21 protein-coding genes are annotated in these 25,262 nt (G+C 70.3%); 15 read left to right on the plus strand and 6 right to left on the minus strand.

Going from position 1 to position 25,262, the window contains the following annotated elements:
* Positions 1–12: 12 nt before the first annotated feature.
* From murD to ACIPK3_RS04695, 10 genes are all read left to right on the plus strand, one after another.
* The gene (gene murD, locus ACIPK3_RS04650; protein WP_402566546.1) at positions 13–1,461 is read left to right on the plus strand and encodes a UDP-N-acetylmuramoyl-L-alanine--D-glutamate ligase; all 1,449 of its coding nucleotides are present in this window, start codon (positions 13–15) and stop codon (positions 1,459–1,461) included.
* Positions 1,462–1,560: 99 nt separating this feature from the next.
* Positions 1,561–2,916 (plus strand): putative lipid II flippase FtsW, encoded by a 1,356-nt coding sequence (gene ftsW, locus ACIPK3_RS04655; RefSeq protein ID WP_402566547.1) that lies wholly within the window; start codon positions 1,561–1,563, stop codon positions 2,914–2,916.
* A gap of 6 nt (positions 2,917–2,922) precedes the next feature.
* The gene (gene murG / locus ACIPK3_RS04660) at positions 2,923–4,011 is read left to right on the plus strand and encodes an undecaprenyldiphospho-muramoylpentapeptide beta-N-acetylglucosaminyltransferase (RefSeq protein ID WP_402566548.1); all 1,089 of its coding nucleotides are present in this window, start codon (positions 2,923–2,925) and stop codon (positions 4,009–4,011) included.
* A gap of 26 nt (positions 4,012–4,037) precedes the next feature.
* Positions 4,038–4,832: a cell division protein FtsQ/DivIB gene (locus tag ACIPK3_RS04665; RefSeq protein WP_402566549.1), complete on the plus strand. Its 795-nt coding sequence runs from the start codon at positions 4,038–4,040 to the stop codon at positions 4,830–4,832.
* 278 nt (positions 4,833–5,110) lie between these two features.
* Entirely contained in the window at positions 5,111–6,316 is a 1,206-nt protein-coding gene (gene ftsZ, locus ACIPK3_RS04670; RefSeq protein ID WP_402566550.1) for a cell division protein FtsZ, read from the plus strand.
* Positions 6,313–7,044, plus strand: a complete 732-nt coding sequence (gene pgeF, locus ACIPK3_RS04675; protein ID WP_402566551.1) for a peptidoglycan editing factor PgeF — start codon at positions 6,313–6,315, stop codon at positions 7,042–7,044. Before ftsZ ends, pgeF begins: the two co-directional genes overlap by 4 nt.
* 6 nt (positions 7,045–7,050) lie before the next feature.
* The gene (locus ACIPK3_RS04680) at positions 7,051–7,770 is read left to right on the plus strand and encodes a YggS family pyridoxal phosphate-dependent enzyme (RefSeq protein ID WP_402566552.1); all 720 of its coding nucleotides are present in this window, start codon (positions 7,051–7,053) and stop codon (positions 7,768–7,770) included.
* A 127-nt stretch (positions 7,771–7,897) separates the two neighbouring features.
* Positions 7,898–8,539: a cell division protein SepF gene (locus tag ACIPK3_RS04685; protein ID WP_402566553.1), complete on the plus strand. Its 642-nt coding sequence runs from the start codon at positions 7,898–7,900 to the stop codon at positions 8,537–8,539.
* A 63-nt stretch (positions 8,540–8,602) separates the two neighbouring features.
* Positions 8,603–8,887 carry a YggT family protein gene (locus ACIPK3_RS04690; protein WP_402566554.1) on the plus strand — a complete coding sequence of 95 codons (285 nt, stop codon included), beginning with the start codon at positions 8,603–8,605 and terminating at the stop codon, positions 8,885–8,887.
* A 52-nt stretch (positions 8,888–8,939) separates the two neighbouring features.
* Complete coding sequence (locus tag ACIPK3_RS04695) at positions 8,940–10,097, plus strand: DivIVA domain-containing protein (protein ID WP_402566555.1); 1,158 nt, start codon at positions 8,940–8,942, stop codon at positions 10,095–10,097.
* A gap of 208 nt (positions 10,098–10,305) precedes the next feature.
* On the opposite strand, the gene ileS is transcribed toward ACIPK3_RS04695, so the two are convergent.
* Positions 10,306–13,464 carry an isoleucine--tRNA ligase gene (gene ileS / locus ACIPK3_RS04700; protein WP_402566556.1) on the minus strand — a complete coding sequence of 1,053 codons (3,159 nt, stop codon included), beginning with the start codon at positions 13,462–13,464 and terminating at the stop codon, positions 10,306–10,308.
* 564 nt (positions 13,465–14,028) lie between these two features.
* Between ileS and ACIPK3_RS04705 the strand changes: the two genes are divergently transcribed.
* The 4 genes from ACIPK3_RS04705 to ACIPK3_RS04720 all read left to right on the plus strand — a co-directional run bounded on the left by ACIPK3_RS04705 (position 14,029) and on the right by ACIPK3_RS04720 (position 18,449).
* Complete coding sequence (locus ACIPK3_RS04705; protein ID WP_402566557.1) at positions 14,029–15,033, plus strand: TraR/DksA C4-type zinc finger protein; 1,005 nt, start codon at positions 14,029–14,031, stop codon at positions 15,031–15,033.
* 66 nt (positions 15,034–15,099) lie between these two features.
* Positions 15,100–15,750 (plus strand): signal peptidase II, encoded by a 651-nt coding sequence (lspA, locus tag ACIPK3_RS04710; RefSeq protein WP_402566558.1) that lies wholly within the window; start codon positions 15,100–15,102, stop codon positions 15,748–15,750.
* Positions 15,751–15,831: 81 nt separating this feature from the next.
* A complete protein-coding gene (locus ACIPK3_RS04715; protein WP_402566559.1) occupies positions 15,832–16,776 on the plus strand; it encodes an RluA family pseudouridine synthase in 945 nt (314 codons plus the stop codon).
* Positions 16,777–16,862: 86 nt separating this feature from the next.
* The gene (locus ACIPK3_RS04720) at positions 16,863–18,449 is read left to right on the plus strand and encodes a Na+/H+ antiporter (protein WP_402566560.1); all 1,587 of its coding nucleotides are present in this window, start codon (positions 16,863–16,865) and stop codon (positions 18,447–18,449) included.
* Positions 18,450–18,482: 33 nt separating this feature from the next.
* Here the strand turns inward: ACIPK3_RS04720 and ACIPK3_RS04725 are convergent, their stop codons facing one another.
* Positions 18,483–19,586, minus strand: coding sequence for a mechanosensitive ion channel family protein (locus ACIPK3_RS04725; RefSeq protein WP_402566561.1), 1,104 nt, complete (start codon positions 19,584–19,586; stop codon positions 18,483–18,485).
* Between the two features lie 130 nt (positions 19,587–19,716).
* Here ACIPK3_RS04725 and ACIPK3_RS04730 point away from each other — a divergent pair, with 130 nt between their 5' ends.
* Positions 19,717–20,286 carry a dienelactone hydrolase family protein gene (locus ACIPK3_RS04730; protein WP_402566857.1) on the plus strand — a complete coding sequence of 190 codons (570 nt, stop codon included), beginning with the start codon at positions 19,717–19,719 and terminating at the stop codon, positions 20,284–20,286.
* A gap of 22 nt (positions 20,287–20,308) precedes the next feature.
* Here ACIPK3_RS04730 and ACIPK3_RS04735 read toward each other — a convergent pair whose 3' ends face one another.
* From ACIPK3_RS04735 to ACIPK3_RS04750, 4 genes are all read right to left on the minus strand, one after another.
* Complete coding sequence (locus tag ACIPK3_RS04735) at positions 20,309–21,979, minus strand: alkaline phosphatase D family protein (protein WP_402566562.1); 1,671 nt, start codon at positions 21,977–21,979, stop codon at positions 20,309–20,311.
* A 102-nt stretch (positions 21,980–22,081) separates the two neighbouring features.
* Positions 22,082–22,927 carry a thioredoxin domain-containing protein gene (locus tag ACIPK3_RS04740; RefSeq protein WP_402566563.1) on the minus strand — a complete coding sequence of 282 codons (846 nt, stop codon included), beginning with the start codon at positions 22,925–22,927 and terminating at the stop codon, positions 22,082–22,084.
* A 79-nt stretch (positions 22,928–23,006) separates the two neighbouring features.
* Positions 23,007–23,687, minus strand: coding sequence for a hypothetical protein (locus ACIPK3_RS04745; RefSeq protein ID WP_402566564.1), 681 nt, complete (start codon positions 23,685–23,687; stop codon positions 23,007–23,009).
* Positions 23,688–23,765: 78 nt separating this feature from the next.
* Positions 23,766–25,091, minus strand: coding sequence for a DUF2252 domain-containing protein (locus tag ACIPK3_RS04750; RefSeq protein ID WP_402566565.1), 1,326 nt, complete (start codon positions 25,089–25,091; stop codon positions 23,766–23,768).
* Positions 25,092–25,262 lie beyond the last annotated feature (171 nt).

Genomic DNA, 25,262 nt, shown 5'->3' on the forward strand with positions numbered 1-25,262 from the left:
TCTTCTGAGTCCTTGGGGTCCTCTGGATCTTCCGGATCCTCCGGGTTCTTCGACTTCGACTTCCAGCGCAAGCGCGTCACCGTCGCCGGGCTGGGTGTCTCCGGCGTCCCGGCGGCCCGGGTGCTGCACGGCCTCGGTGCGTACGTCACGGTCGTCAACGACGGCGACGACGAACGCGCCCGCGCCCAGGCGGCCGAACTGGAGGCGCTCGGTGTCACCGTGCGCCTCGGTGACGCCGAGACCCTGCCCGAGGGCACCGAGCTGATCGTCACCGCGCCCGGCTGGAAGCCGGACAAGCCGCTGTTCCTGGCCGCCGCCGCGGCGGGCGTGCCGGTCTGGGGCGACGTCGAGCTGGCCTGGCGGCTGCGCGGCCCGGACGCCGCACCCTGGCTGGCCGTGACCGGCACCAACGGCAAGACCACCACCGTCCAGATGCTCGCCTCCATCCTTACCGCGGCGGGTCTGCGCACGGCCGCCGTCGGCAACATCGGTGTCTCCCTGCTGGACGCCGTGCTCGGCGAGGAGAAGTACGACGTCCTCGCCGTCGAGCTGTCCAGCTACCAGCTGCACTGGGCGCCCTCGCTGCGCGCCCACTCGGCCGCCGTCCTCAACCTGGCTCCCGACCATCTCGACTGGCACGGTTCGATGGAGGCGTACGCCGCCGACAAGGGCCGTGTCTACGAGGGCAACCGGGTCGCCTGTGTCTACAACGTGGCCGACCCGCGTACCGAGGAGCTGGTGCGCGAGGCGGACGTCGAGGAGGGCTGCCGGGCCATCGGCTTCACCCTCGGCACCCCCGGCCCCTCCCAACTCGGTGTCGTGGACGGCATCCTGGTCGACCGCGCCTTCGTGGAGAACCGCCACAAGAACGCGCAGGAGCTGGCCGAGGTCTCCGACGTCAACCCGCCGGCCCCGCACAACATCGCCAACGCCCTTGCCGCGGCCGCCCTCGCGCGCGCCTTCGGAGTGCCCGCCACCGCCGTGCGCGACGGTCTGCGAGCCTTCACCCCGGACGCCCACCGCATCGCGCACGTGGCCGACGTGGACGGTGTCGCCTACGTCGACGACTCCAAGGCGACCAACACCCACGCGGCAGAGGCCTCTTTGGCGGCATATGACCCGATCGTATGGATTGCGGGCGGTCTGGCGAAGGGCGCCGACTTCGACGAGCTGGTCGCCAGGTCGGCGAAGCGGCTGCGCGGCGTCGTCCTCATCGGCGCCGACCGTGCCCTGATCCGCGACGCCCTCGCGCGACACGCGCCGGAAGTACCCGTGGTGGACCTCGACCGGACCGACACTGGGGCCATGCTCCAGGCGGTCCAGGAGGCGAAGCGGCTCGCGCGGCCAGGCGACACGGTACTGCTGGCCCCGGCCTGCGCCTCCATGGACATGTTCACCAACTACAACAGGCGCGGTGACGCGTTCGCGGAGGCGGTCCGCGAACTCGGCGCGGGCGCCTGACGGCGGGTCCCGGCCACCCAGGGGTGCTTGCGGGACCCTGGGAGGAACGCGTGACTCGGTTGTGGTTCGGGTTCGGTCGGCGGGGGCGAGGAGCCGGTGATGTCCAGTAGCCGTACGGGCCGTCCGCCGGTCCAGCGAACCGCGGGACGGCGCCCCGCCACGTCCCGGAGCTCCCGCGACAACCCGGTACGACGGCTCTACACGCATGCGCAGAAGGCCTGGGACCGCCCGCTGACCGCCTACTACCTGATCCTCGGCGGCAGTCTGCTCATCACCGTGCTCGGCCTGGTGATGGTCTACTCGGCCTCGCAGATCACCGCGCTCCAACTCGCGCTGCCCGGGTCGTACTTCTTCCGCAAGCAGTTCCTCGCGGCGGTCATCGGCGGCGTCCTGCTGTTCGCCGGCTCCCGCATGCCGGTGCGACTGCACCGGGCCCTGGCCTACCCGATCCTCGCGGGCGCCGTCTTCCTGATGGCCCTGGTGCAGGTGCCGGGGATAGGGATGTCGGTCAACGGCAACCAGAACTGGATCTCCCTCGGCGGCTCCTTCCAGATCCAGCCCAGCGAGTTCGGCAAGCTCGCCCTGGTGCTGTGGGGCGCGGACCTGATCGCCCGCAAGCAGGAGAAGCGGCTGCTCAACCAGTGGAAGCACATGCTGGTGCCGCTTGTCCCGGTCGCCTTCCTGCTGCTCGGGCTGATCATGCTCGGCGGCGACATGGGCACCGCGATCATCCTGACGGCGATCCTGTTCGGGCTGCTGTGGCTGGCCGGAGCGCCCACCCGGCTGTTCGTCGGCGTGCTGGGGGTCGCCTCCGCGATCGGTGTGATCCTGATCAAGACCAGCCCGAACCGGATGGCCCGGCTCGCCTGCATCGGCGCCACCGAACCCCGCTCCGGGGTCGCCGACTGCTGGCAGGCCGTGCACGGCATCTACGCCCTCGCCTCCGGTGGACTCTTCGGATCCGGCCTCGGCGCGAGTGTGGAAAAATGGGGCCAACTACCCGAAGCCCACACCGACTTCATCTTCGCCGTCACCGGTGAGGAACTGGGCCTGGCGGGGACGCTGTCCGTGGTCGCCCTCTTCGCGGCTCTAGGCTATGCGGGTATCCGCGTGGCCGGACGCACGGAGGACCCCTTCGTGAGGTATGCCGCGGGAGGTGTGACCACCTGGATCACCGCCCAGGCGGTGATCAACATCGGTGCGGTGCTCGGTCTGCTGCCGATCGCCGGTGTCCCTCTCCCGCTGTTCTCCTACGGAGGGTCCGCTCTGCTGCCGACCATGTTCGCCATCGGGCTGCTCATCGCGTTCGCGCGTGACGAGCCCGGTGCGCGGGCGGCGCTTGCCATGCGGCAACCCCGGTTTGGTAGAAAGCGGGCCGGGGGTCCTCCGGGGCCCCGGAGATGGAACACGATGCGACGGCGTGCCTCGGCGGCGCGTCCGTCCGGAGAGCGGTGAATTTCGGTGCATGTCGTACTCGCCGGTGGGGGGACCGCCGGCCACATCGAGCCGGCGCTCGCCCTCGCGGACGCCCTGCGCAGGCAGGACCCGACCATGGGCATCACAGCCCTCGGCACGGAGCGCGGTCTGGAGACCAGGCTCGTGCCCGAACGCGGTTACGAGCTCGCGCTGATCCCGGCGGTGCCGCTGCCGCGCAAGCCCACTCCCGAGCTGATCACCGTGCCCGGCCGGCTGCGCGGCACGATCAAGGCGACCGAGCAGATCCTGGAGCGCACCAAGGCCGACTGCGTGGTCGGCTTCGGCGGATACGTCGCGCTGCCCGCCTACCTCGCCGCCAAGCGCCTCGGCGTGCCGATCGTGATCCACGAGGCCAACGCCCGGCCCGGCCTCGCCAACAAGATCGGCTCCCGGTACGCGGCCCAGGTCGCCGTCTCCACGCCCGACAACAAGCTCCGCAACTCCCGCTACATCGGCATCCCGCTGCGCCGCGCCATCGCCACACTGGACCGCGCCGCCGCCCGCCCGGAGGCCCGTGCCCGCTTCGGCCTCGACCCCAACCTGCCCACGCTGCTCGTCTCCGGCGGCTCGCAGGGCGCCCGGCGCCTCAACGAGGTGACCCAGCAGGTGGCGCCCTGGCTCCAGCAGGCGGGTATCCAGATCCTGCACGCGGTCGGCCCGAAGAACGAACTGCCGCAGGTGCACCAGATGCCGGGGATGCCGCCCTATGTGCCGGTAAGTTACGTGGACCGGATGGACCTCGCGTACGCCGCGGCCGACATGATGCTCTGCCGTGCGGGTGCGATGACCGTCGCCGAGCTGTCCGCCGTCGGGCTCCCGGCCGCCTATGTCCCGCTGCCCATCGGCAACGGCGAACAGCGGCTCAACGCCCAGCCGGTGGTGAAGGCCGGCGGCGGACTGCTGGTCGACGACGCGGAGCTGACCGCCGAGTGGGTCCAGCGCAACGTCCTGCCCGTGCTCGCCGACCCGCACCGGCTGTACGAGATGTCCCGCGCCGCCGGTGAGTTCGGTCGCCGGGATGCCGACGACCTGCTCGTCGGCATGGTGTACGAGGCGATCGCCTCGCGCCGTTAGGAATATGTGCACGGAGGGCAGAGAGCGTGGCCGGACCGACCACCGCCGAGCGCGGTGACCGCCGACAGGAGACGTCCGGCCCGCCGCCCGTCCGGCGGCCACGCCCGCCACGCTTTCGTGTGATCGTCATCCTGGCCATCGCCGTCGTACTTCTGGGCGCCGGGTCCGTCTGGCTGCTCTACGGCTCGGAATGGCTGCGCGTGGAACGGGTGTCGGTCTCCGGAACGGCTGTGCTGACTTCTGCGGAGGTCCGCGAGGCGGCCGAGGTACCGGTCGGGGAGCCGTTGATTTCCGTCGACACCGATGCCATCGAGGCCCGGCTCCGCCGAAAATTGCCCCGAATTGACACGGTTGACGTGGTCCGCTCCTGGCCCCATGGAATCGGACTGAAAGTCACCGAGCGTACCCCCGTCCTGCTTGTCCGAAAAGGCGGAAACTTCATCGAAGTGGACGACGAAGGTGTCCGTTTCGCTACGGTTTCGCAGGCCCCGAAAGGCGTCCCGGTGCTGGAATTCGCCGCCTCCCGGCCGGGCTCGGCGACGGCCAGCCTGCGCCGCTTCGGGACCGACGCCCTCGTGCGGGAGGCGGTGCGGGTCGCCGGTGACATTCCGGCCGCCGTCGCACGGGACACCCGGGTGGTCAAAGTCCGTTCATACGACGACATCTCGCTCGAGCTGTCCGGCGGTCGCACGGTCGCCTGGGGTAGCGACGAGAACGGCCCCGCCAAGGCCCGCGGCCTCACCGCCCTGATGAAAGCGGCCTCCGGCGCACGGCACTTCGACGTCAGCGTTCCCACCGCCCCCGCGTCATCGGGGAGTTGACGCACATCAGCGCAGGCCAGCACCCTGGTTGGGCACTGCTACGGCTGATCACATAGGGTGAAAAGAAAAACGGGAGGTTCGGCGTGTTCGTTGTACGTGCGCCACGTGTCGACTTAGTGTCCTGTTCGGAAGACTCCAAGGAACAGACACACTGATAACCCTAAACTTCAGCGTTAGGGTTCGGGTCGGCACTTGGACCGTCCCATTTCGGCATCAGCCGGCGGCGCGCGGCACACGCGCGACGACGGCAACGTAATTCGAGGCGAGAGGCCTTCGACGTGGCAGCACCGCAGAACTACCTCGCAGTCATCAAGGTCATCGGTGTCGGCGGCGGTGGTGTCAATGCCATCAACCGGATGATCGAGGTCGGTCTCAAGGGCGTCGAGTTCATCGCCATCAACACCGACGCGCAGGCGCTGTTGATGAGCGACGCCGACGTCAAGCTCGACGTCGGCCGGGAACTGACCCGCGGACTCGGCGCCGGGGCCAACCCGGCCGTTGGCCGCAAGGCGGCCGAGGACCACCGCGAGGAGATCGAGGAGGTCCTCAAGGGGGCCGACATGGTCTTCGTGACGGCCGGTGAAGGCGGCGGCACCGGCACCGGCGGCGCGCCCGTCGTGGCCAACATCGCCCGCTCCCTGGGCGCCCTGACCATCGGCGTGGTCACCCGCCCGTTCACCTTCGAGGGACGGCGCCGTGCCAACCAGGCCGAGGACGGCATCGCCGAACTGCGCGAAGAGGTCGACACCCTCATCGTCATCCCCAACGACCGGCTGCTGTCCATCTCGGACCGCCAGGTCTCGGTCCTGGACGCCTTCAAGTCCGCGGACCAGGTCCTGCTCTCCGGTGTCCAGGGCATCACCGACCTCATCACCACCCCCGGCCTGATCAACCTCGACTTCGCCGACGTCAAGTCGGTCATGTCCGAGGCCGGTTCGGCCCTCATGGGCATCGGCTCGGCCCGCGGCGACGACCGCGCGGTGGCCGCCGCCGAGATGGCGATCTCCTCGCCGCTCCTTGAGGCATCCATCGACGGAGCCCGGGGCGTGCTGCTCTCCATCTCCGGCGGGTCCGACCTCGGTCTGTTCGAGATCAACGAGGCCGCTCAGCTGGTCAGCGAGGCCGCCCACCCCGAGGCCAACATCATCTTCGGCGCGGTCATCGACGACGCCCTCGGCGACGAGGTCCGGGTTACCGTGATCGCGGCCGGGTTCGACGGCGGTCAGCCGCCGACCCGCCGGGACAACGTCCTCGGTTCGTCCTCGGCCTCCGGCCGCCGCGAGGAGTCCGCACCGGCGCGCCAGACGGAGAGCCGTCCGTCCTTCGGTTCGCTCGGCAGCGTGACCCCGAAGGAGGAGTCGGAGTCCGTTCCGGCCCCGGCCCCGGTCAACGACGCCCCGGTCGCCCAGCCGCTCCCGCCGTCCCCGCGGACCTACGCGGACAGCGCGGCGGAGGAACTGGACGTGCCGGACTTCCTGAAGTGATAGGACAGCGCGACAACGCGAGCGGCGCGCACTTCGCCTTCACCGACAGGTGGGGCGGGGTGAGCGCCGTTCCGTACGAGGAGCTCAACCTCGGCGGCGCGGTCGGTGACGACCCCGCCGCCGTGCGGACCAACCGCGAACTGGCCGCCGGGGAGCTGGGGATCGACCCCGGCATGGTGGTCTGGATGCGCCAGGTGCACGGCGCGGACGTGGCCGTCGTGGACGGCCCGTGGGGTTCCGCCGAGGAGATCCCGCCGGTCGACGCGGTCGTCACCGCGCGCCGCGGGCTCGCCCTCGCCGTACTCACCGCCGACTGCGTGCCCGTGCTGCTGGCCGACCCGGTCGCCGGAGTGGTGGCCGCGGCTCACGCGGGGCGGCCCGGAATGGTCGCCGGGGTCGTCCCCGCCGCCGTGCACGCCATGACCGGGCTGGGCGCCGAGCCGTCCCGGATCGCCGCCCGCATCGGGCCCGCCGTGTGCGGCCGGTGCTACGAGGTGCCGGAAGCGATGCGCGCCGAGGTGGCCGAGGTCGAACCGGCGGCGTACGCCGAGACGAGCTGGGGCACACCGGCGGTCGACGTGAGCGCCGGCGTGCACGCGCAGCTCGAACGGCTCGGGGTGCGCGACCGGGCGCAGTCACCGGTGTGCACGCTGGAGTCGAACGACTACTTCTCGTATCGCCGCGACCGTGCCACCGGACGGCTCGCCGGCTATGTGTGGCTGGACTGATGGCGCATGACTGACCGCATCGGTGAACTCGCCGCGAATCTGGCGAGGGTGGAGGAGCGCATCGCCGCCGCCTGCGCGGCCGCCCGGCGGCCGCGGGAGGAGGTGACCCTGATCGTGGTCACCAAGACCTACCCGGCGAGCGATGTGCGGATGCTGGCGGAGCTCGGCGTGCGGCACGTGGCCGAGAACCGGGACCAGGACGCGGCGCCCAAGGCTGCGGCATGTGCGGATCTACCGCTGAACTGGCACTTTGTCGGTCAGTTGCAGACCAATAAGGTTCGGTCTGTGGTCGGTTACGCGAATGTGGTGCAGTCTGTCGACCGTTCCAGGCTCGTCACCGCTCTGTCGAAGGAGGCGGAGCGGACCGGCCGCGAGGTCGGCTGTCTGATCCAGGTGGCGCTGGACGCCGGCGAGGTCGGGCGGGGGGAGCGGGGCGGTGTGGGACCGGGCGGAATCGAAGAGTTGGCCGCCCTCGTCGCCGGTGCCCCGGGACTGCGGCTCGACGGACTGATGACGGTCGCCCCGCTCACCGGGGAGTACGCCGGATGTCAACAAGCCGCCTTCGAGCGGTTGATGGATTTGTCGACCGACCTGCGCCGAGCCCATCCGGCTGCGAACATGGTGTCCGCAGGGATGAGTGCGGACCTCGAACAGGCCGTGGCGGCCGGAGCGACACATGTGCGCGTCGGTACGGCGGTACTCGGAGTCCGCGCCGGGCTCGGGTAACGTCGCCAGGAAGTCGGACCACAGCAGAAAATATGGTCAATGCCGCCGAAGGCGGGCACACGACCTCGTGGATCGCAGGGGCTGGGCAGTCGCCGGTCGATCCACCACAGAGCGGAGGACTCAGAGCATGGCCGGCGCGATGCGCAAGATGGCGGTCTACCTCGGCCTCGTGGAGGACGATGGTTACGACGGCCGCGGTTTCGACCCCGATGACGACTTCGAGCCCGAGCTCGACCCCGAGCTGGAGCGGGATCACCGGCGACACGATGCGTCACACCAGTCTCACGGATCACACCAGGCACAAAGGGACGAATCCGTGCGAGTCGTGCAGGCTCCCGCGCACCGCGACCCGGCCCCGCACGCGGCTTCGCTACCTGCGGAATCAGGCCGTCCGGCGCGCATCGCGCCCGTGTCGTCCATCACACAAGAACGTCAGTCCCTGGAGAAGAACGCGCCGGTGATCATGCCCAAGGTCGTGTCCGAACGAGAGCCGTACCGGATCACCACACTTCACCCGCGGACCTACAACGAGGCCCGTACCATCGGGGAACACTTCCGTGAGGGCACCCCGGTGATCATGAATCTGACCGAGATGGATGACACCGATGCGAAGCGACTTGTCGACTTTGCGGCGGGATTGGTGTTTGGTCTCCACGGGAGCATTGAGCGGGTGACGCAGAAGGTGTTCCTGTTGTCGCCTGCTAACGTCGATGTCACGGCGGAGGACAAGGCCCGCATCGCAGAGGGCGGGTTCTTCAACCAGAGCTGAGACGCAAGACCGGAAACCGCAGCACCAGAAGTACGGGAAACAGGGGAGAGGGAAGCACGGCTCATGAGCGTGGTCCTGGATGTCATCTACATCGCGCTGATGTGCTTCCTCTTCGTGCTCATCTTCCGGCTGGTCATGGACTACGTCTTCCAGTTCGCCCGCTCATGGCAACCCGGCAAGGCGATGGTGGTCGTTCTGGAGGCGACCTACACTGTCACCGACCCACCGCTCAAGCTTCTGCGGCGGTTCATCCCGCCGCTGCGTCTCGGGGGCGTGGCGCTCGACCTGTCCTTCTTCGTACTGATGATCATTGTTTACATCCTGATCTCGATCGTGAGCCGGCTGTGAGTGATGTGAACTACCGTCTTGCCGATGCCGACGACTACGTTGAGGTGAAGAGATGCCGTTGACCCCCGAGGACGTGCGGAACAAGCAGTTCACGACCGTCCGCCTCCGAGAAGGCTATGACGAGGACGAGGTCGATGCCTTCCTCGATGAGGTCGAGGCCGAACTGACACGGCTGTTGCGTGAGAACGAGGACCTGCGCGCCAAACTGGCCGCGGCCACGCGCGCGGCTGCCCAGAACCAGCAGAACATGCGCAAGCCCCCGGAACAGGACCAGCAGGGCGGCATGCCCCAGCAGGGTATGCGCGGTCCCGGCTCTCCTGTGCCCGCCGGGATATCGGGCCCGCCGCAGCAGATGGGCGGCCCCATGGGGGGTCCGCCGCAGCTGCCCAGCGGTGCTCCGCAGCTGCCCGCCGGCCCCAGTGGCCAGGGTGGACCGCAGGGGCCCGGCCCGATGGGTCAGGGTCCCATGGGCCAGGGGCCGATGGGCCAGCCCGGCATGGGCCAGGGGCCGATGGGCCAGGGTCCGATGGGCGGCCAGCCCATGCAGCAGATGGGTGGTCCGATGGGCGGCCCCATGGGTGGTCCGATGGGCGGCCCCGGTCAGGGCCCCGGCGGCGACAGTGCCGCCCGTGTCCTCTCGCTGGCCCAGCAGACCGCCGACCAGGCGATCGCCGAGGCCCGCTCCGAGGCGAACAAGATCGTCGGCGAGGCCCGCAGCCGCGCCGAGGGTCTGGAGCGTGACGCCCGAGCCAAGGCCGACGCCCTGGAGCGGGACGCGCAGGAGAAGCACCGCGTCGCGATGGGCTCCCTGGAGTCCGCCCGCGCCACGCTGGAGCGCAAGGTCGAGGACCTGCGCGGCTTCGAGCGCGAGTACCGTACGCGTCTGAAGTCGTACCTGGAGTCGCAGCTGCGGCAGCTGGAGACCCAGGCCGACGACTCGCTCGCTCCGCCGCGGACTCCCGCGACCGCCTCGCTGCCGCCGTCCCCGACGCCTTCCATGGCTCCGGCGGGCGCCGGTGCCCCGTCCTACGGCGGCAACCAGCCGATGGGTGGCCCGGCGGGCCCCGCTGCACCGTCCTACGGCGGCCAGCAGCAGATGTCCCCGGCCATGACCCAGCCGATGGCTCCGGTCCGCCCGCAGGGCCCCTCCCCGATGGGTCAGGCTCCCTCGCCGATGCGTGGGTTCCTGATCGACGAGGACGACAACTGACGGCCGGCCACGGTCGGTAGTACGCCCCAGGCGTCGGCAGCGTTCAAAAAGGGCGGCGCCCCGGAATTCGAGAAATCGAACCGGGGCGCCGCCCTTTTTACGCGCGTTGCGGCCGCGTTGAGGTGATGGGGCCGGTGACGGCGGGTGTGGACAGGGCTCGGTCCCCGGTCCCGCACGGGAGGGGACCGAGCCCTGTGTGTCCGAGCGGCTACGCCTTGCGCAGACGGAACGTGAGGGACAGTCCCTCGTCCGTGAACGGTTCGCCGTAGGCGTCGTCGGCCTCGCCCCGGGCGCTGTCCTCGGTGAGGAAGTCCGTGGCGAGGACCTCGTCGGCGATCAGGCCGGCGTGCTCGGTCAGGGCCGCCAGAACCACGGGGTCCGTGGAGGTCCAGCGCAGCGCGATACGGTCCGCCACGTCGAGGCCGCTGTTCTTGCGCGCCTCCTGGATCAGCCGGATCGCGTCACGGGCCAGGCCCGCCTGCCGCAGCTCCTCGGTGATCTCCAGGTCCAGGGCGACCGTGGCACCCGAGTCGGAGGCCACCGACCAGCCCTCGCGGGGGGTCTCCGTGATGATCACCTCGTCGGGCGCGAGGGTGACCGTCTCACCGTCGACCTCCACCGACGCCGTGCCTTCGCGCAGGGCGAGGGACAGCGCCGCCGCGTCGGCGTTCGCGACGGCCTTGGCCACGTCCTGGACGCGCTTGCCGAAGCGCTTGCCGAGCGCCCGGAAGTTCGCCTTGGCGGTCGTGTCGACCAGGGAACCGCCGACCTCGGAGAGGGACGCGAGGGACTCGACGTTCAGCTCCTCGGTGATCTGCGCGTGCAGCTCGGTGTGCAGCGTCTCGAAGCCACCGGCGGCGATCAGAGCGCGCTTCAGGGGCTGGCGGGTCTTGACCCCCGACTCCGCGCGCGTGGCGCGTCCCAGCTCCACCAGGCGGCGCACAAGGACCATCTGGCGGGACAGCTCCGGGTCGATCGCGGACAGGTCCGCCTCGGGCCAGGAGGCCAGGTGCACGGACTCCGGGGCACCCGGGGTCACCGGCACGACCAGGTCCTGCCAGACCCGCTCGGTGATGAACGGGGTCAGCGGGGCCATCAGCTTGGTGACCGTCTCGACGACCTCGTGCAGCGTGCGCAGCGCGGCCTTGTCGCCCTGCCAGAAGCGGCGACGGGACCGGCGGACGTACCAGTTCGAGAGATCGTCGACGAACGCGGACAGCAACTTCCCGGCACGCTGCGTGTCGTACGCCTCCAGTGCCTGCGTCACCAGGTCGGTGAGCGCGTGCAGCTCGGACAGCAGCCAGCGGTCGAGGACCGGACGGTCGGCCGGGGCCGGGTCGGCCTCGCTGGGTGCCCACTGGGACGTACGGGCGTACAGGGCCTGGAAGGCGACCGTGTTCCAGTACGTCAGGAGCGTCTTGCGGACGACCTCCTGGATCGTGCCGTGGCCCACCCGCCGGGCCGCCCACGGGGAGCCGCCCGCCGCCATGAACCAGCGCACCGCGTCCGCGCCGTGCTGGTCCATGAGCGGGATCGGCTGCAGGATGTTGCCCAGGTGCTTGGACATCTTGCGGCCGTCCTCGGCCAGGATGTGGCCGAGGCAGACGACGTTCTCGTACGACGACTTGTCGAACACCAGCGTGCCGACCGCCATCAGCGTGTAGAACCAGCCCCGTGTCTGGTCGATCGCCTCGGAGATGAACTGCGCCGGATACCGGCTCTCGAACAGCTCCTTGTTCTTGTACGGGTAGCCCCACTGCGCGAACGGCATCGAACCCGAGTCGTACCAGGCGTCGATGACCTCGGGCACGCGCGTGGCCGTACCGCCGCAGCCGTCGTGGCGGCAGGCGAAGGTCACCTCGTCGATGAACGGGCGGTGCGGGTCCAGGCCCGACTGGTCCGTGCCGGTCAGCCCGGTCAGCTCCGCGCGGGAGCCGACGACGGTGAGGTGGTCCTCCTCGCAGCGCCAGATCGGCAGCGGGGTGCCCCAGTAGCGGTTGCGGGACAGCGCCCAGTCGATGTTGTTGTTCAGCCAGTCGCCGAACCGGCCGTGCTTGACCGTCTCCGGGAACCAGTTGGTCTTCTCGTTCTCCTCGATCAGCCGGTCCTTGACCGCTGTGGTGCGGATGTACCAGGAGGGCTGCGCGTAGTAGAGCAGCGCGGTGTGGCAGCGCCAGCAGTGCGGATAGCTGTGCTCGTACGGCAGGTGCCGGAAGAGGAGGCCGCGTTCGCCCAGGTCCTCGGTGAGCCGCTCGTCGGCCTTCTTGAAGAACACCCCGCCGACCAGCGGGACGTCCTCCTCGAAGGTGCCGTCGGGGCGCACGGGGTTGACCACGGGCAGGCCGTAGGAGCGGCACACCTTGAGGTCGTCCTCACCGAAGGCGGGGGACTGGTGGACCAGACCGGTGCCGTCCTCGGTGGTGACGTACTCGGCGTTCACGACGAAGTGCGCGGGCTCCGGGAACTCCACGAGCTCGAACGGACGTTGGTAGGTCCAGCGCTCCATCTCGGCGCCGGTGAAGGTCTCGCCCGTGGTCTCCCAGCCCTCGCCGAGGGCCTTGGCGACCAGCGGTTCGGCGACGACCAGGCTCTCCTCGCCGTTCGTCGCGACGACATAGCTGACGTCGGGGTGTGCCGCGACCGCCGTGTTGGAGACCAGGGTCCAGGGGGTCGTCGTCCACACCAGGAGCGCGGCCCGGCCGGCGAGCGGTCCGGAGGTCAGGGGGAACCGGACGTACACCGACGGGTCCACGACCGTCTCGTAGCCCTGCGCCAGTTCGTGGTCCGACAGACCGGTGCCGCAGCGCGGGCACCAGGGGGCGACGCGGTGGTCCTGGACCAGCAGGCCCTTTTCGAAGATCTGCTTGAGCGACCACCACACGGACTCGATGTACTCGGGGTCCATGGTGACGTAGGCGTCGTCGAGGTCGACCCAGTAGCCCATGCGGGTCGTCAGTTCCGAGAAGGCGTCCGTGTGGCGGAGCACCGAATCGCGGCACTTGGCGTTGAACTCCGCGATGCCGAACGCCTCGATGTCCTGCTTGCCGGAGAAGCCGAGTTCCTTCTCGACCGCCAGTTCCACGGGCAGGCCGTGGCAGTCCCAGCCCGCCTTGCGGGCCACGTGATAGCCGCGCATGGTGCGGAAGCGCGGGAAGACGTCCTTGAAGACCCGCGCCTCGATGTGATGGGCGCCGGGCATGCCGTTCGCGGTGGGCGGGCCCTCGTAGAACACCCACTCCGGGCGGCCCTCGGACTGCTCCAGAGTCTTGGCGAAGATCTTCTGCTCGCGCCAGAAGTCGAGCACGGCGTGCTCGAGCGCGGGCAGGTCGACCTGGGCGGGTACCTGACGGTACGTCGGCGCTGTCATCTGCGGGCTTCCTCCAACGGACTTGCTGCCTTCCGTCGGAGGGACGAGAGCCGTATGTGCTACGTACGCCGTGTGCGGCGCTCCCGCGGTACCACCCTCCTTGGCCCGCCGTGCGCCGTGCGCGCCCGTGAGCCCCCTCATTGAGGTCGCGATGCCGGCTCTACCGGCCCCTGGTACTGCCCGGGGCTTTCTTCCGGCGGCTCAGGGGTGATCTTCACGTCGCGCTCACCCCCGGGCTTCCACCGTCCCCGGGTCGCTCTGGGCTGCGTACGCCGCTACTCGTCCCCATCCACGCCTTTCGCTGCGCCCAGTGTACGGCGCCCCGGGGACAGCGGCCGACCGGTTTTCGGTGACCCGAATGGCGACGTGCGCGGGTGTGGCGTCCCGGGATGCCCGGCGCGGTGGATATCCGGGCGGGAGCTGGGCACAACGCATGCATACCTGCGGCGCGGGGGTGCGGGGCGGGTGGATCGGGCGGCGTGCCCCGTTGCCGCGGGACCCAAGTCGATTTATCGTCCCAGCACGATTCGCGTGCAATATCACAATATGTGAAGGGGCCGCGGCATGGTGGCGAAGAAGACCGCCGTACAGCAGGTGACGTCCGACGGATCCGGAGGCGCGACCGTCTCGGGTGACGCGGCCTCCGGCGGTACGGCCAAGGGCATGGGGGGGAAGAAGAGCGTCCGGGGAAGCGCCGTGTCACGGAACGCGCACGCCGGGTCTCCGGTGGAGCCGGTCAAGCCGGTGAAGACGTCTCGGACCGCCGCCCCCAAGGTCGCGAAGGCCAAGCAGGTAAAGGTGTCCAAGGAGGTCAAGGAGGTCAAGGAGGCAGCCTCGAAGAAGGCGGACCCGGCGCACGGTGAGGTGGATGGCACGGTGGCCGCCAAGGCGGCGAAGACCGCCGGAAAGAAGGCCGCCAAGAAGACGGCCGCGAAGCGGACGGATCCTGGGAAGGCCGCCGCCCCGGACACCTCCGCCAGGAGCGTGGCCAAGAAGAGCGTGGCCAAGAAGAGCACGGCGAAGAGCACAGCCAAGAGCACGGCCAAGAAAGTGGGCGCGGCGCGGGCCGCGAAGCAGACGGGAGCCACGACGGTGGTTGCGAAGAAGACTCCTGGCACGGCGACGGCGGCGAAGACCGCCGTTCCCAAGGCGCGGGGTGCCGCGGTGGCCCCCGGCGAGCTCGCGGTGCGTCCGGGCGAGGACCCCTGGACGCCCGAGGAGGTCGAGGAGGCGCGCGCCGAGCTGCTGTCCGAGGACGCGCGGCTGCGCGCCGAGATCAGCTCCTCCGAGGAGGCCCTGGCGGGCCTGATGCGGGACTCCGGGGACGGTGCGGGCGACGACCAGGCGGACACCGGCACCAAGAACATCACGCGTGAGCACGAACTGGCGCTGGCCGCCAACGCGCGCGAGATGCTCATCCAGACCGACCACGCCCTCGAACGTCTGCAAGCGGGCACCTACGGCCTGTGCGAGAACTGCGGCAACGCCATCGGCAAGGCCAGGATGCAGGCCTTCCCGCGCGCCACCCTGTGCGTCGAGTGCAAGCAGAAACAGGAACGCCGCTACTGATCAGGTGGGTCGTCCGGGGCTTGCCGTAGTCTCGTCTCAGTCAGGCACCTAGGTTGAGGGACTCACGTGGCAGAGGCGGAGCGCATCATCGGTACGCCGGACACCCCGGACGACAGCGACGACAGGGCGGCGACCGCCGGCGCGTCCGGCGTTCCCGGCCTGTCCGATGTGGACGGGGCGGCCGCAGTGGCCGGAGCAGCCGGCACGAACACCCTGGCCGAGCGGCCCCGCGGCAGGCGCCGCGTCGCCGTGCTGTTCCTGGTGGCCTTCCTGGCGTACGCCCTCGACCTGGTCAGCAAGATGATCGTGGTGGCCAGGCTGGAGAACCACGCGCCGATCAAGCTCGTCGGGGACTGGCTGGAGCTCAACGCCCTGCGCAACCCCGGCGCCGCCTTCGGCGTCGGACAGGCCTTCACGATCATCTTCACGGTGATCGCGGCAGCCGTCATCGTGGTGATCGTCCGCCTGGCCCGAAAGCTCTACAGCCTGCCCTGGGCGATCGCGCTGGGCCTGCTGCTCGGCGGCGCGCTGGGCAACCTCACCGACCGGATCTTCCGCTCCCCGGGACTCTTCCAGGGCGAGGTCGTGGACTTCATCGCGCCCAAGGGATTCGCGGTCTTCAATCTGGCCGACTCGGCGATCGTCTGCGGCGGCATCCTGATCGTGCTGCTGTCCTTCCGCGGACTGGACCCGGACGGCACCGTCCACAAGGACTGAGCGACCTGCGAGCCACCGGGGCCGCCAGGGCCGCCGGGGCTCTCGTACGGGGTGGCCGTGCCCGTCCGGCATACTCGACGGGTGAGCACGATTCCCGAGATCCGCACCCTGCCCGTGCCCGACGGCCTGGAGGGCGAGCGCGTCGACGCCGCCATCTCCCGAATGTTCGGCTTCTCCCGTACGAAGGCGGCCGAGCTGGCCGCGGCAGGCAAGGTTCAGGTCGACGGCTCGGTGGTCGGCAAGTCGGAGCGGGTGCGCGGCGGCGCCTGGCTGGAGGTCGAGATGCCCGGCGCGCCCGCGCCGGTGCAGGTGGTGGCCGAGCCGGTCGAGGGCATGGAGATCGTGCACGACGACGACGACGTGGTCGTGATCGTCAAGCCGGTCGGTGTGGCGGCGCACCCGTCACCGGGCTGGAGCGGCCCGACCGTGATCGGCGGCCTGGCCGCCGCGGGCTACCGGATCTCGACCTCGGGCGCCGCCGAGCGCCAGGGCATCGTGCACCGCCTCGACGTCGGCACGTCGGGCCTGATGGTGGTCGCCAAGTCGGAGTACGCGTACACGTCGCTCAAGCGCCAGTTCAAGGAGCGCACGGTCGACAAGCGCTACCACGCGCTCGTCCAGGGCCACCCCGACCCGACGAGCGGCACGATCGACGCGCCCATCGGCCGCCACCCCCAGCACGACTACAAGTGGGCGGTCACGGCCGAGGGCAAGCCCTCGGTGACGCACTACGACCTCATCGAGGCGTTCCGCGCCGCCTCCCTGCTCGATGTGAAGCTGGAGACCGGCCGCACCCACCAGATCCGCGTGCACATGGCCGCCCACCGCCACCCGTGCGTCGGCGACCTCACCTACGGCGCCGATCCGACCCTCGGCAAGCGGCTGAACCTGACGCGCCAGTGGCTGCACGCGGTACGGCTCGGCTTCGAGCACCCCGGTGACGGGCAGTGGGCCGAGTTCGCCTGCGACTACCCCGACGACCTTCAGCAGGCCCTGGACCAGGTCCGCGAGGAGACCTGGGCCTGAGCCGCCCCCGGCGGTACGACGCGTCCGGTGGCGCGCCATGGCAGGCTTGAGGCCTGCCGTGATCGTCTACCACCGGAGTACTGCCCGTGGACCAGCTGGCCCTGCTGTTCGCGATGCTGCTCGGGGCCCTGGTCAGTGTCCCGCTCGGCGACCGCTTCGGACTGCCCGCGCCGGTGCTGATGACCCTGTTCGGGATCGCCCTCGCGGTGGCCGACTTCGTGCCGAACGTGGACTTCCCGCCCGACCTGATCCTGCCGTTGCTGCTGCCCCCGCTGCTGTACGCGGCGGTGCGCCGCACCTCGTGGCGGCAGTTCGCGGCCAACAAGCGGCCGATCTTCCTGCTGGCCGTGGCCCTCGTGTTCGTCACCACCGCCTGTGTGGCCTTCGTGGCCGACGCGATCGTGCCGGGGCTGTCGATCCCGGCCGCGGTCGCCCTGGGCGCGCTGGTCGCCCCGCCCGACCCGGTCGCCGCGACCGCCGTCGCCGGACAGCTCGGTCTGCCGCGCCGGCTGGTGTCGATCCTGGAGGGCGAGGGACTGTTCAACGACGTCACGGCGATCGTGCTGTACCACGTGGCGATCGCCGCCGTCGTCAGCGGCACCTTCTCGCCCTGGCGGGCCGGTCTCGACCTGGTGCTGTCCGCGGTGGTCGCGGTGGCCGTCGGACTCGGACTCGGCTGGGGCGCGAACAAGCTGCTCGACCTGCTGGGCGACCCGACGCTCCAGATCGGCCTCACCCTGCTGGTGCCGTACGCGTCCTATGTGCTCGCGGAGGAGTTGCACGGCTCCGGGGTGCTCGCCGTGCTCACCACCGCGCTGTTCCTCGCCGAGTACGCCCTCGGCGCCGACGACGTGATGACCCGGCTGGCCGGACACACCTTCTGGGACGTCGTGGACACCCTCGTCACCGGCGTCGCCTTCGGGCTGATCGGACTGGAACTGCACAACGCGATCCGGACCGCCGCCGGGCGCTGGGGCGAGATGCTCGGCTGGGCCGCCGCCGTCCTCGCCGTGGTGGTCTTCGTACGGCTGGTGTGGCTGATCCCGGCCAGCTGGCTGACCAAGCGGCTGCACGCCAAGCGGGACGTCGAGGAGGAGATCCCGATGAGCCTGCGCGAGACCGTCGTCATGTGGTGGTCCGGGATGCGCGGGGTGGCCTCGGTGGCGCTGGCGCTGGCCGTCCCGCTGAAGACCGACGCCGGGTCCGCCTTCCCCGACCGCGACGAGATCGTCTTCATCGCGTTCGGGGTGATCATGGGAACCCTGGTGCTCCAGGGACTCACTCTGCCCTGGCTCGTGAAACGGCTGGGAGTGCAGGCCGACAGCGAACGGGAGAAGGAGTTCGAGAAGCAGCTCGCCGTGCGCGCGGCCAAAGCGGCGAAACGGCGGCTCAGGGAGATGGAGCAGGTCGAGGAGCTGCCCGATGAACTGTCCGAGCAGATGCTGCGCAGCGCCTTCGACATCGGGGTGCGGATCAGCCCCGACATCGGCGAGGACGAGCGCCGGGAGGCCCACGACCAGCGGGTGCGCCGCCTGAAGCGGGTCCGGCGGATCCAGGGAGAGATGCTGAGCGCCGCACGGCACGAGGTGCTGGCGGCGCGCAGCGAGCCGGGGGCGGACCCGGAGGTCGTGGACCGCGTCCTGCGTCACCTGGACGTGCGCAGCCTGCGGTGAGCGCGGGGCGTCTCACCCCCGGCGCGGGGCGTCTCACCCCCGGCCGGGGCGCGGCGGCTCGTGGGCCCGGCGCGGCGCGCCGTCCGGGGACGGGACCCCGCCGGGCGGCAGGGCGGCGTCGGCCGTGTTGACCCGCGGCAGCGCGTAGGGGTGCTCCGCGGACAGCCAACGGATCATCTGCTCGCGGACCGCCACCCGTACCGTCCACAGGTCGTCCGAGTCCTTGGCGGTCACGAGCGCGCGCACCTGGAGCGTGTTCGGGGTGGAGTCGGTGACGGCCAGTGTGTAGTCGCGGCCGTCCCAGGCCGGGCACTCGCGCAGGATGTCCCGCAGCTTCTCGCGCATCGGCTCGACCGGTGCCGAGTGGTCGAGGTGCCAGAAGACGGTGCCGGTCATCTGCGGGGTGCCGCGCGACCAGTTCTCGAAGGGTTTCGAGGTGAAGTACGAGACGGGCATGGTGATCCGGCGCTCGTCCCAGGTCCGGACGGTCAGGAAGGTCAGTGTGATCTCCTCGACCGTGCCCCACTCGCCGTCGACCACGACGGTGTCGCCGATCCTGACCATGTCGCCGAAGGCGATCTGCAGCCCGGCGAACAGGTTGGCGAGGGTGGACTGGGCGGCGACACCGGCGACGATGCCGAGAATGCCGGCGGAGGCCAGCAGTGACGCGCCGGCCGCGCGCATCGCGGGGAAGGTCAGCAGCATCGCGGCGGCCGCGACCACGCCGACGACCGCGGCGACCACGCGCATGATCAGCGAGACCTGGGTGCGTACCCGGCGCACCCGGGCGGGGTCCCGGTGTGCTCGGGCGTACCGGCTGTAGGAGGTCTCGACGATCGCCGCCGCGATACGGATCACCAGCCAGGCCACCGACCCGATCAGCACCAGGGTCAGCGTCCGGCCGATCCCGACGCGATGCGCCTCCAGCAGCTTGGCCTGGTCGTACGAGCCTCTGAGCAGGGCCGCGCACAGCACCAGCTGGTAGGGGATCCGGGCGCGGCGCAGCAGCCCCCACAAGGGGGTCTCGCTGTGCCGGGCGTCGGCCTTGCGCAGCAGCAGATCCGTGGCCCAACCGATGAGCAGGGTCAGCAGGACGGAGCCGCCGACCACGATCAGTGGGCGGATGACGTTCTCCATGCCTCCGAACGTAACCGGCACCGGGCAATCATGAACATGTGTGTTCAGGCACGTGGTGGGTATTACGGCGGCCGGACCGGACCCGGGACCGGAGACCGGCGCCGACCTGCCCGGCTGGCACCATGGCCGGATGAACATCATGCTCTTTCACTCGACCTACGGCCTCAGACCCGCGGTGCGCGCGGCGGCGGACCGTCTGCGGGAGGCGGGACACGAGGTGTGGACGCCGGACCTCTTCGAGGGCCGCACGTTCGAGACGGTCGAGGAGGCCAGGGAGTACCGGGAGGAGATCGGCAAGGACGAGCTGCTGAAGCGGGCCGTGCTCGCTGCCGCGCCCTACTCGGAACGAGGGCTGGTGTACGCCGGGTTCTCGCTGGGTGCCGCCGTCGCGCAGACCCTGGCCCTCGGCGACGACAAGGCGCGTGGGCTGCTGCTCCTGCACGGCACTTCGGACCTCGCGCCGAACGCCTCCGCGGACGACCTCCAGGTCCAGTTGCACGTGGCCGAGCCGGACCCGTTCGAACCGGACGACTGGCTGAGCGCCTGGTACCTCCAGATGCGCCGGGCGGGCGCCGAGGTCGAGGTCCACCGGTACACCGGGGCCGGTCACCTGTACACCGACCCCGGTCTTCCGGACTACGACGAGGAGGCCGCCGAGGCCACCTGGCGGGTGGCACTCGGCTTCCTCGAATCGCTCTAGCAGGTCGTGGGCCCGGGCACGGTCAGACCGGGTCGTAGGTGCGCTCGACCTGCTGCGTGCCGGAGCGGGTGCGGTACGAACGGGCCCAGGAGGAGCCGGCGTTGGCCTTGGTGCGGTCGGAGATGACGTAGTAGTCCATCTGCGCGCGGTCGGCCGTGATGTCCAGGACGCCGTAGCCGTGGCGGTCCGTGTCGACCCAGTGGACGTGCCGGTTGGCGGCGCGGATGAGCGGCGAGGCGACCAGGGAGACGGTGCCCTCGGGCACCTTGACGATGTCGTCCAGGTTGTCCGAGGTCACCGAGGTGACCACGAACTCGGTGGCGGCCGAGTCCGACAGCGGGTAGGTCCCCGCGTCCATCGGCACGTCGTTGGCCCATGCCATGTGGATGTCACCGGTCAGGAAGACGGTGTTGCCGATGGCGTTGGAGCGCAGGTGGGACAGCAGCTCGCGCCGGTCGTCGGTGTAGCCGTCCCACTGGTCGGTGTTGGCGGCGATGCCCTCCTGCGGCAGACCGAGCAGCTTGGCCAGCGGCTTGAACAGATCGGCGGAGAGGTTGCCGAAGGAGAACGGCGAGATCATCACCGAGTTGCCGACCAGCCGCCAGGTGGTGTCGGAGGCCTTCAGCCCGGCCTTCAGCCAGTCCAGTTGGGCGCGTCCGGTGAGGGTGCGGTCCGGGTCGTCGACCGAGCCGCTGGCCGTGGCGGCCTGCTTGGAGCGGAAGGAGCGCAGGTCGAGGAGGGACAGGTCGGCGAGCTTGCCGAAGCGCAGCTTGCGGTAGGTGGTGCCCGCGATGGCGGGGCGGACCGGCATCCACTCGAAGTAGGCCTGCTTGGCGGCCGCCTGGCGGTCGGTCCAGGCGCCCTCGGCGCCCTCGGTGTGGTTGACCGCGCCGCCGGACCAGGCGTTGTCGGCGAACTCGTGGTCGTCCCAGATCGCGACGACCGGTGCCTTCAGGTGCAGCGCCTGGAGGTCCGGGTCGGTCTTGTACCTGCCGTGCCGGGTGCGGTAGTCGGCGAGCGTGAGGATCTCGTTCGCGGGGGCGTGCGCGCGGACGACCTTGCCGCGGGCCGCGTACTCACCGGACTTGTACTCGTAGATGTAGTCGCCGAGATGCAGCCACGCGTCCAGGTCGTTGCGAGCGGCGAGGTGGCGGTAGGGGGAGAAGTAGCCGGCTTCCCAGTTGGCGCAGGAGACCACGCCGAAGCGCAGGCCCGGCACGGCCGCGTTCGCCGCCGGCGCGGTGCGGGTGCGCGCCACCGGGGAGTCCGTGCCGCCCGAGGAGAAGCGGAACCAGTAGTCGGTGGCGGGGGCGAGGCCGCGTATGTCCGCCTTGACCGTGTGGTCGGAGGCGGCCGTCGCGGTCGTGGAACCCTTGGCGACTATGTTCGTCAGCGACTTGTCCGTGGCGACGACCCAGCTCACCTCGGTGTCCGGGCCGAGCCCGGAACCGGGGACCGCCTCGGCGGTGGGAGTCACGCGCGTCCACAGCAGGACGCCGTCGGGCAGCGGGTCGCCGGAGGCGACGCTGTGCAGGAAGGCAGGGGCCTGGCCGGCGGCGCTGGCGGGCAGCGCCGCGGCGAGCGGGGCCGCGACGATCGCGGCTCCAGCGGTCGCCGCCGCGGCCTTGACGACCGTACGGCGGCGGGGCGCGAGGGAGTTGGTGCCCTCGGAGGCGTTGTATCGACTGGTCACGGCCGATCAGGTTACTGATCGGTATGGCCGCGAGTGGGCGAACTCGTAAAAAGTTCGCCCACTCTTCGGATTCAGTTGTTCTGTGGTGCGGATTGTGAAGGACTAGCCCTTGAGGGCCGCGTCCACCGCGGTGTTGAAGTCGGCCACCGACATCGGGGCGTAACCGTCGGCACCGGTGAGCTTCTTGCCGTTCATGACGAAGCTCGGCGTGCCGCTCACGTCGTCCTTGTTGGTGTTGAACGTCTCCGACATGGCGAGGGCCCAGGCGTCGTAGGTCCCGTTCTTCACCGCGGTCTCGAACTTGGTGTTGTTCTTCAGGGCGGAGACGGTGTTCGCGATCTTGATGAGGTAGGCGTCGTCCTTGAGCTTGTCGTCCGTCTCCTCCGGGTGCCACTGCTTGGAGTACAGCGCCGTCTTGTACTCCAGGAAGGCTTCCGGGCTCACGTTCAGCGCGGCACCGAGCGCGCTCATCGCGTTCTTGGAGCCCTCACCCCGCGAACCGATCTTGACCTTGCCGTCGCCCTTGCCGTCGCCGTCGAGGAACGTGCCGCCGATGAACTGGATCTTGTACTTGCCGCCGTCGATGTCCTTCTTCACCGCCGAGCCGACGGTCTGCTCGAACGCGGCGCACACCGGGCAGCGCGGGTCCTCGTAGACCTTCAGGGTCTTCTTCGCGGTGTCCTTGCCGATGACGACCGTGGTGCCGTCGGTGCCCGTGGTGTTGGCCGGGGCGACGACCTTGGCGTCCGTCAGACCGTCCCAGTAGCTGGGCTTGTTGGCCTGCACGATGGCCCAGCCGATGCCGCCCGCGGCGGCCAGCACGGCCACCACCGAGCAGGCCACGATGACCTGTCGCCTGACCTTGGCGCGCTTGGCCTGCTTCTCGCGCTCCAGGCGCAGCCGCTCCCGGGCCGCCGTCTTCGCCGACTGGCTGTTCCGCTTGCTCATCTCGATGTTCTCCATGGGGGACCCGCGCACGTCGTACGCGGAGTGTGGGTGGGGGACTGCCGGTGTCCGGATGCCGTCGTCAGGCGACGACGGCCACGTCCGGCGGTCCACGCCGTCCCAGGGAGTGGACGAAGAGCAGCTCACGGGCGGCGGCCGCGCGCGGCGCGGGCCGCGGCAGCCGTCGTACCGGAGTCAGCCGTACCGCCACCGCGGCGACCGCCAGCAGCAGCGGCCGAAAGGCGGTGGCGGCCACCGCGCGCAACAGCTGGGTCAGCGCCCGCTCGCCGCGGCGCAACCAGGCGGCGGCCAGCAGGCCGACGCCGATGTGCGCGGCGAGCAGCAGCCAGGCGGCGCCCGGGTCGGCGTGCGCCAGCAGCGCGGGGCCGCTGCCGGAACCGCCCGCCACCTGGGCGAGCGGGGTGCCGACGCCGCCGCGGCACAGCATGTCGAAGCCGAAGGCGTGCAGGGGTCCGGCGACCGGGCCGCCCGCCTTGCCGTAGCAGGTGTGCTGGCCGGTGGTGAACACCGTGTCGGCGGCCAGCTCCAGCGGTATCAGCAGGGCCGCGATGGGGCCGAAGCCGCGTTCGCGGCCCGCCAGCGCGTACGCGGTGACGTAGACGCCGACGGCGACCGCGGCGACCGTGCTGAGCGGCAGTGGGGCCCGGGACAGCAGCACGTGCGACGCGGTGCTGAGCGTCACGGCGAAGGCCGTGAACAGCGCCGCGCGCACGGCTCTGAGCTGGGTCCCGGATATGTCCATGGCGGGGAGAGTCTGTCACGTACGCGAGTAGGGGACCCCTAAAGGTTTCCTGTGCGCGGTGCGTGAGCGATGAAAGCGTTACAGGCCCGGAATCCGGCCGTTGCGGAACAGGTCCACGAAGATCTGGTGGTCGGCCCGCGCACGCGAGCCGTAACCGTGCGCGAAGTCGGCCAGCAGGTCCGCGAAGCCCTCCTCGTCGGCAGCGATCGCCGCGTCGATGGCCCGCTCCGTGGAGAACGGCACCAGGGACTCGCCGGACTGGTCGTCCGCCGCCGCGTGCATGGTGGCGGTGGCCCGGCCCAGGTCGGCGACGACGGTCGCGATCTCCTCCGGGTCGTCGATGTCACCCCAGTCCAGGTCCACCGCGTACGGCGAGACCTCGGCGACCAGCTGGCCCGCCCCGTCCAGCTCGGTCCAGCCGAGCCAGGGGTCGGCGTGCGCCTGGAGGGCGCGCTGCGAGATCACCGTGCGGTGGCCCTCGTGCTGGAAGTAGTCGCGGATTGCCGGGTCCGTGATGTGCCGGGAGACGGCCGGGGTCTGGGCCTGCTTGATGTAGATCACGACGTCGTTCTCCAGGGCGTCGCTGTGGCCCTCCAGGAGGATGTTGTACGACGGCAGTCCGGCCGAGCCGATACCGATGCCGCGGCGGCCCACGACGTCCTTCACCCGGTACGAGTCGGGGCGGTCCAGGGAGGTCTCCGGAAGCGTCTCCAGATAGCCGTCGAACGCGGCGAGCACCTTGTACCGGGTGGCCGCGTCCAGCTCGATGGAGCCGCCGCCGGAGGCGAAGCGGCGCTCGAAGTCCCGGATCTCCGTCATCGAGTCCAGCAGCTCGAACCGGGTCAGCGAGCGGGCGTCGCGCAGCGCGTCCAGCAGGGGGCCCTGCGCGGTGTCCAGGGTGAAGGGCGGGACCTCGTCGCTCTTGGCGCCGGTGGCCAGCGAGTGGATGCGCTGGCGGTACGCGCCCGCGTACACCCGCACCAGCTCGGTGATCTGCTCGTCGCTGAGCGCCTTCGCGTAGCCGATCAGGGCGACGGAGGCGGCGAAGCGCTTCAGGTCCCAGGTGAAGGGGCCGACGAACGCCTCGTCGAAGTCGTTGACGTTGAAGACCAGGCGGCCGTTGGAGTCCATGTACGTGCCGAAGTTCTCCGCGTGCAGGTCCCCGTGGATCCACACGCGCGAGGTGCGGTCGTCCAGGTACGGGCCGCCCCGCTTTTCCGCATCGAGGTCGTGGTAGAAGAGGGCCGCCGTGCCCCGGTAGAAGGCGAAGGCCGAGGCCGCCATCTTCCGGAACTTCACCCGGAACGCGGCCGGGTCGGCGGCCAGGAGCTGGCCGAAGGCGGTGTCGAAGACGGCGAGGATCTCCTCGCCGCGCTGCTCGTCGTTGAGCTGGGGTGCCGACATCGCTGGGTGCCTCCTGGTGCGGGTGGTGCGAGACGTGGGGGACGGATCGGACATCCGTCCGGACAGGCCTTCCGACTTGTCCCAACGCATGAAGGTACGCGGGAGTGCCCGATCCGTGTCAGTCCCGGGGCATAGACTTCGACGCTGTCCCCCAGACTGTCCGCACCCGGT

Origin of the sequence: Streptomyces sp. NPDC086787 (assembly GCF_044745865.1) — a bacterium.
Lineage (GTDB): Bacteria > Actinomycetota > Actinomycetes > Streptomycetales > Streptomycetaceae > Streptomyces.

Excerpts from the sequence above, each read along its gene's own strand:
- ftsW (WP_402566547.1), top strand. The coding sequence starts at position 1,561 with ATGTCCAGTAGCCGTACGGGCCGTCCGCCGGTCCAGCGAACCGCGGGA.
- ACIPK3_RS04680 (WP_402566552.1), top strand. The coding sequence starts at position 7,051 with ATGACTGACCGCATCGGTGAACTCGCCGCGAATCTGGCGAGGGTGGAG.
- ACIPK3_RS04685 (WP_402566553.1), top strand. The coding sequence starts at position 7,898 with ATGGCCGGCGCGATGCGCAAGATGGCGGTCTACCTCGGCCTCGTGGAG.
- ACIPK3_RS04690 (WP_402566554.1), top strand. The coding sequence starts at position 8,603 with ATGAGCGTGGTCCTGGATGTCATCTACATCGCGCTGATGTGCTTCCTC.
- ACIPK3_RS04695 (WP_402566555.1), top strand. The coding sequence starts at position 8,940 with ATGCCGTTGACCCCCGAGGACGTGCGGAACAAGCAGTTCACGACCGTC.
- ileS (WP_402566556.1), bottom strand. The coding sequence starts at position 13,464 with ATGACAGCGCCGACGTACCGTCAGGTACCCGCCCAGGTCGACCTGCCC.
- ACIPK3_RS04705 (WP_402566557.1), top strand. The coding sequence starts at position 14,029 with ATGGTGGCGAAGAAGACCGCCGTACAGCAGGTGACGTCCGACGGATCC.
- ACIPK3_RS04725 (WP_402566561.1), bottom strand. The coding sequence starts at position 19,586 with ATGGAGAACGTCATCCGCCCACTGATCGTGGTCGGCGGCTCCGTCCTG.
- ACIPK3_RS04730 (WP_402566857.1), top strand. The coding sequence starts at position 19,717 with ATGAACATCATGCTCTTTCACTCGACCTACGGCCTCAGACCCGCGGTG.
- ACIPK3_RS04740 (WP_402566563.1), bottom strand. The coding sequence starts at position 22,927 with ATGAGCAAGCGGAACAGCCAGTCGGCGAAGACGGCGGCCCGGGAGCGG.
- ACIPK3_RS04745 (WP_402566564.1), bottom strand. The coding sequence starts at position 23,687 with ATGGACATATCCGGGACCCAGCTCAGAGCCGTGCGCGCGGCGCTGTTC.
- ACIPK3_RS04750 (WP_402566565.1), bottom strand. The coding sequence starts at position 25,091 with ATGTCGGCACCCCAGCTCAACGACGAGCAGCGCGGCGAGGAGATCCTC.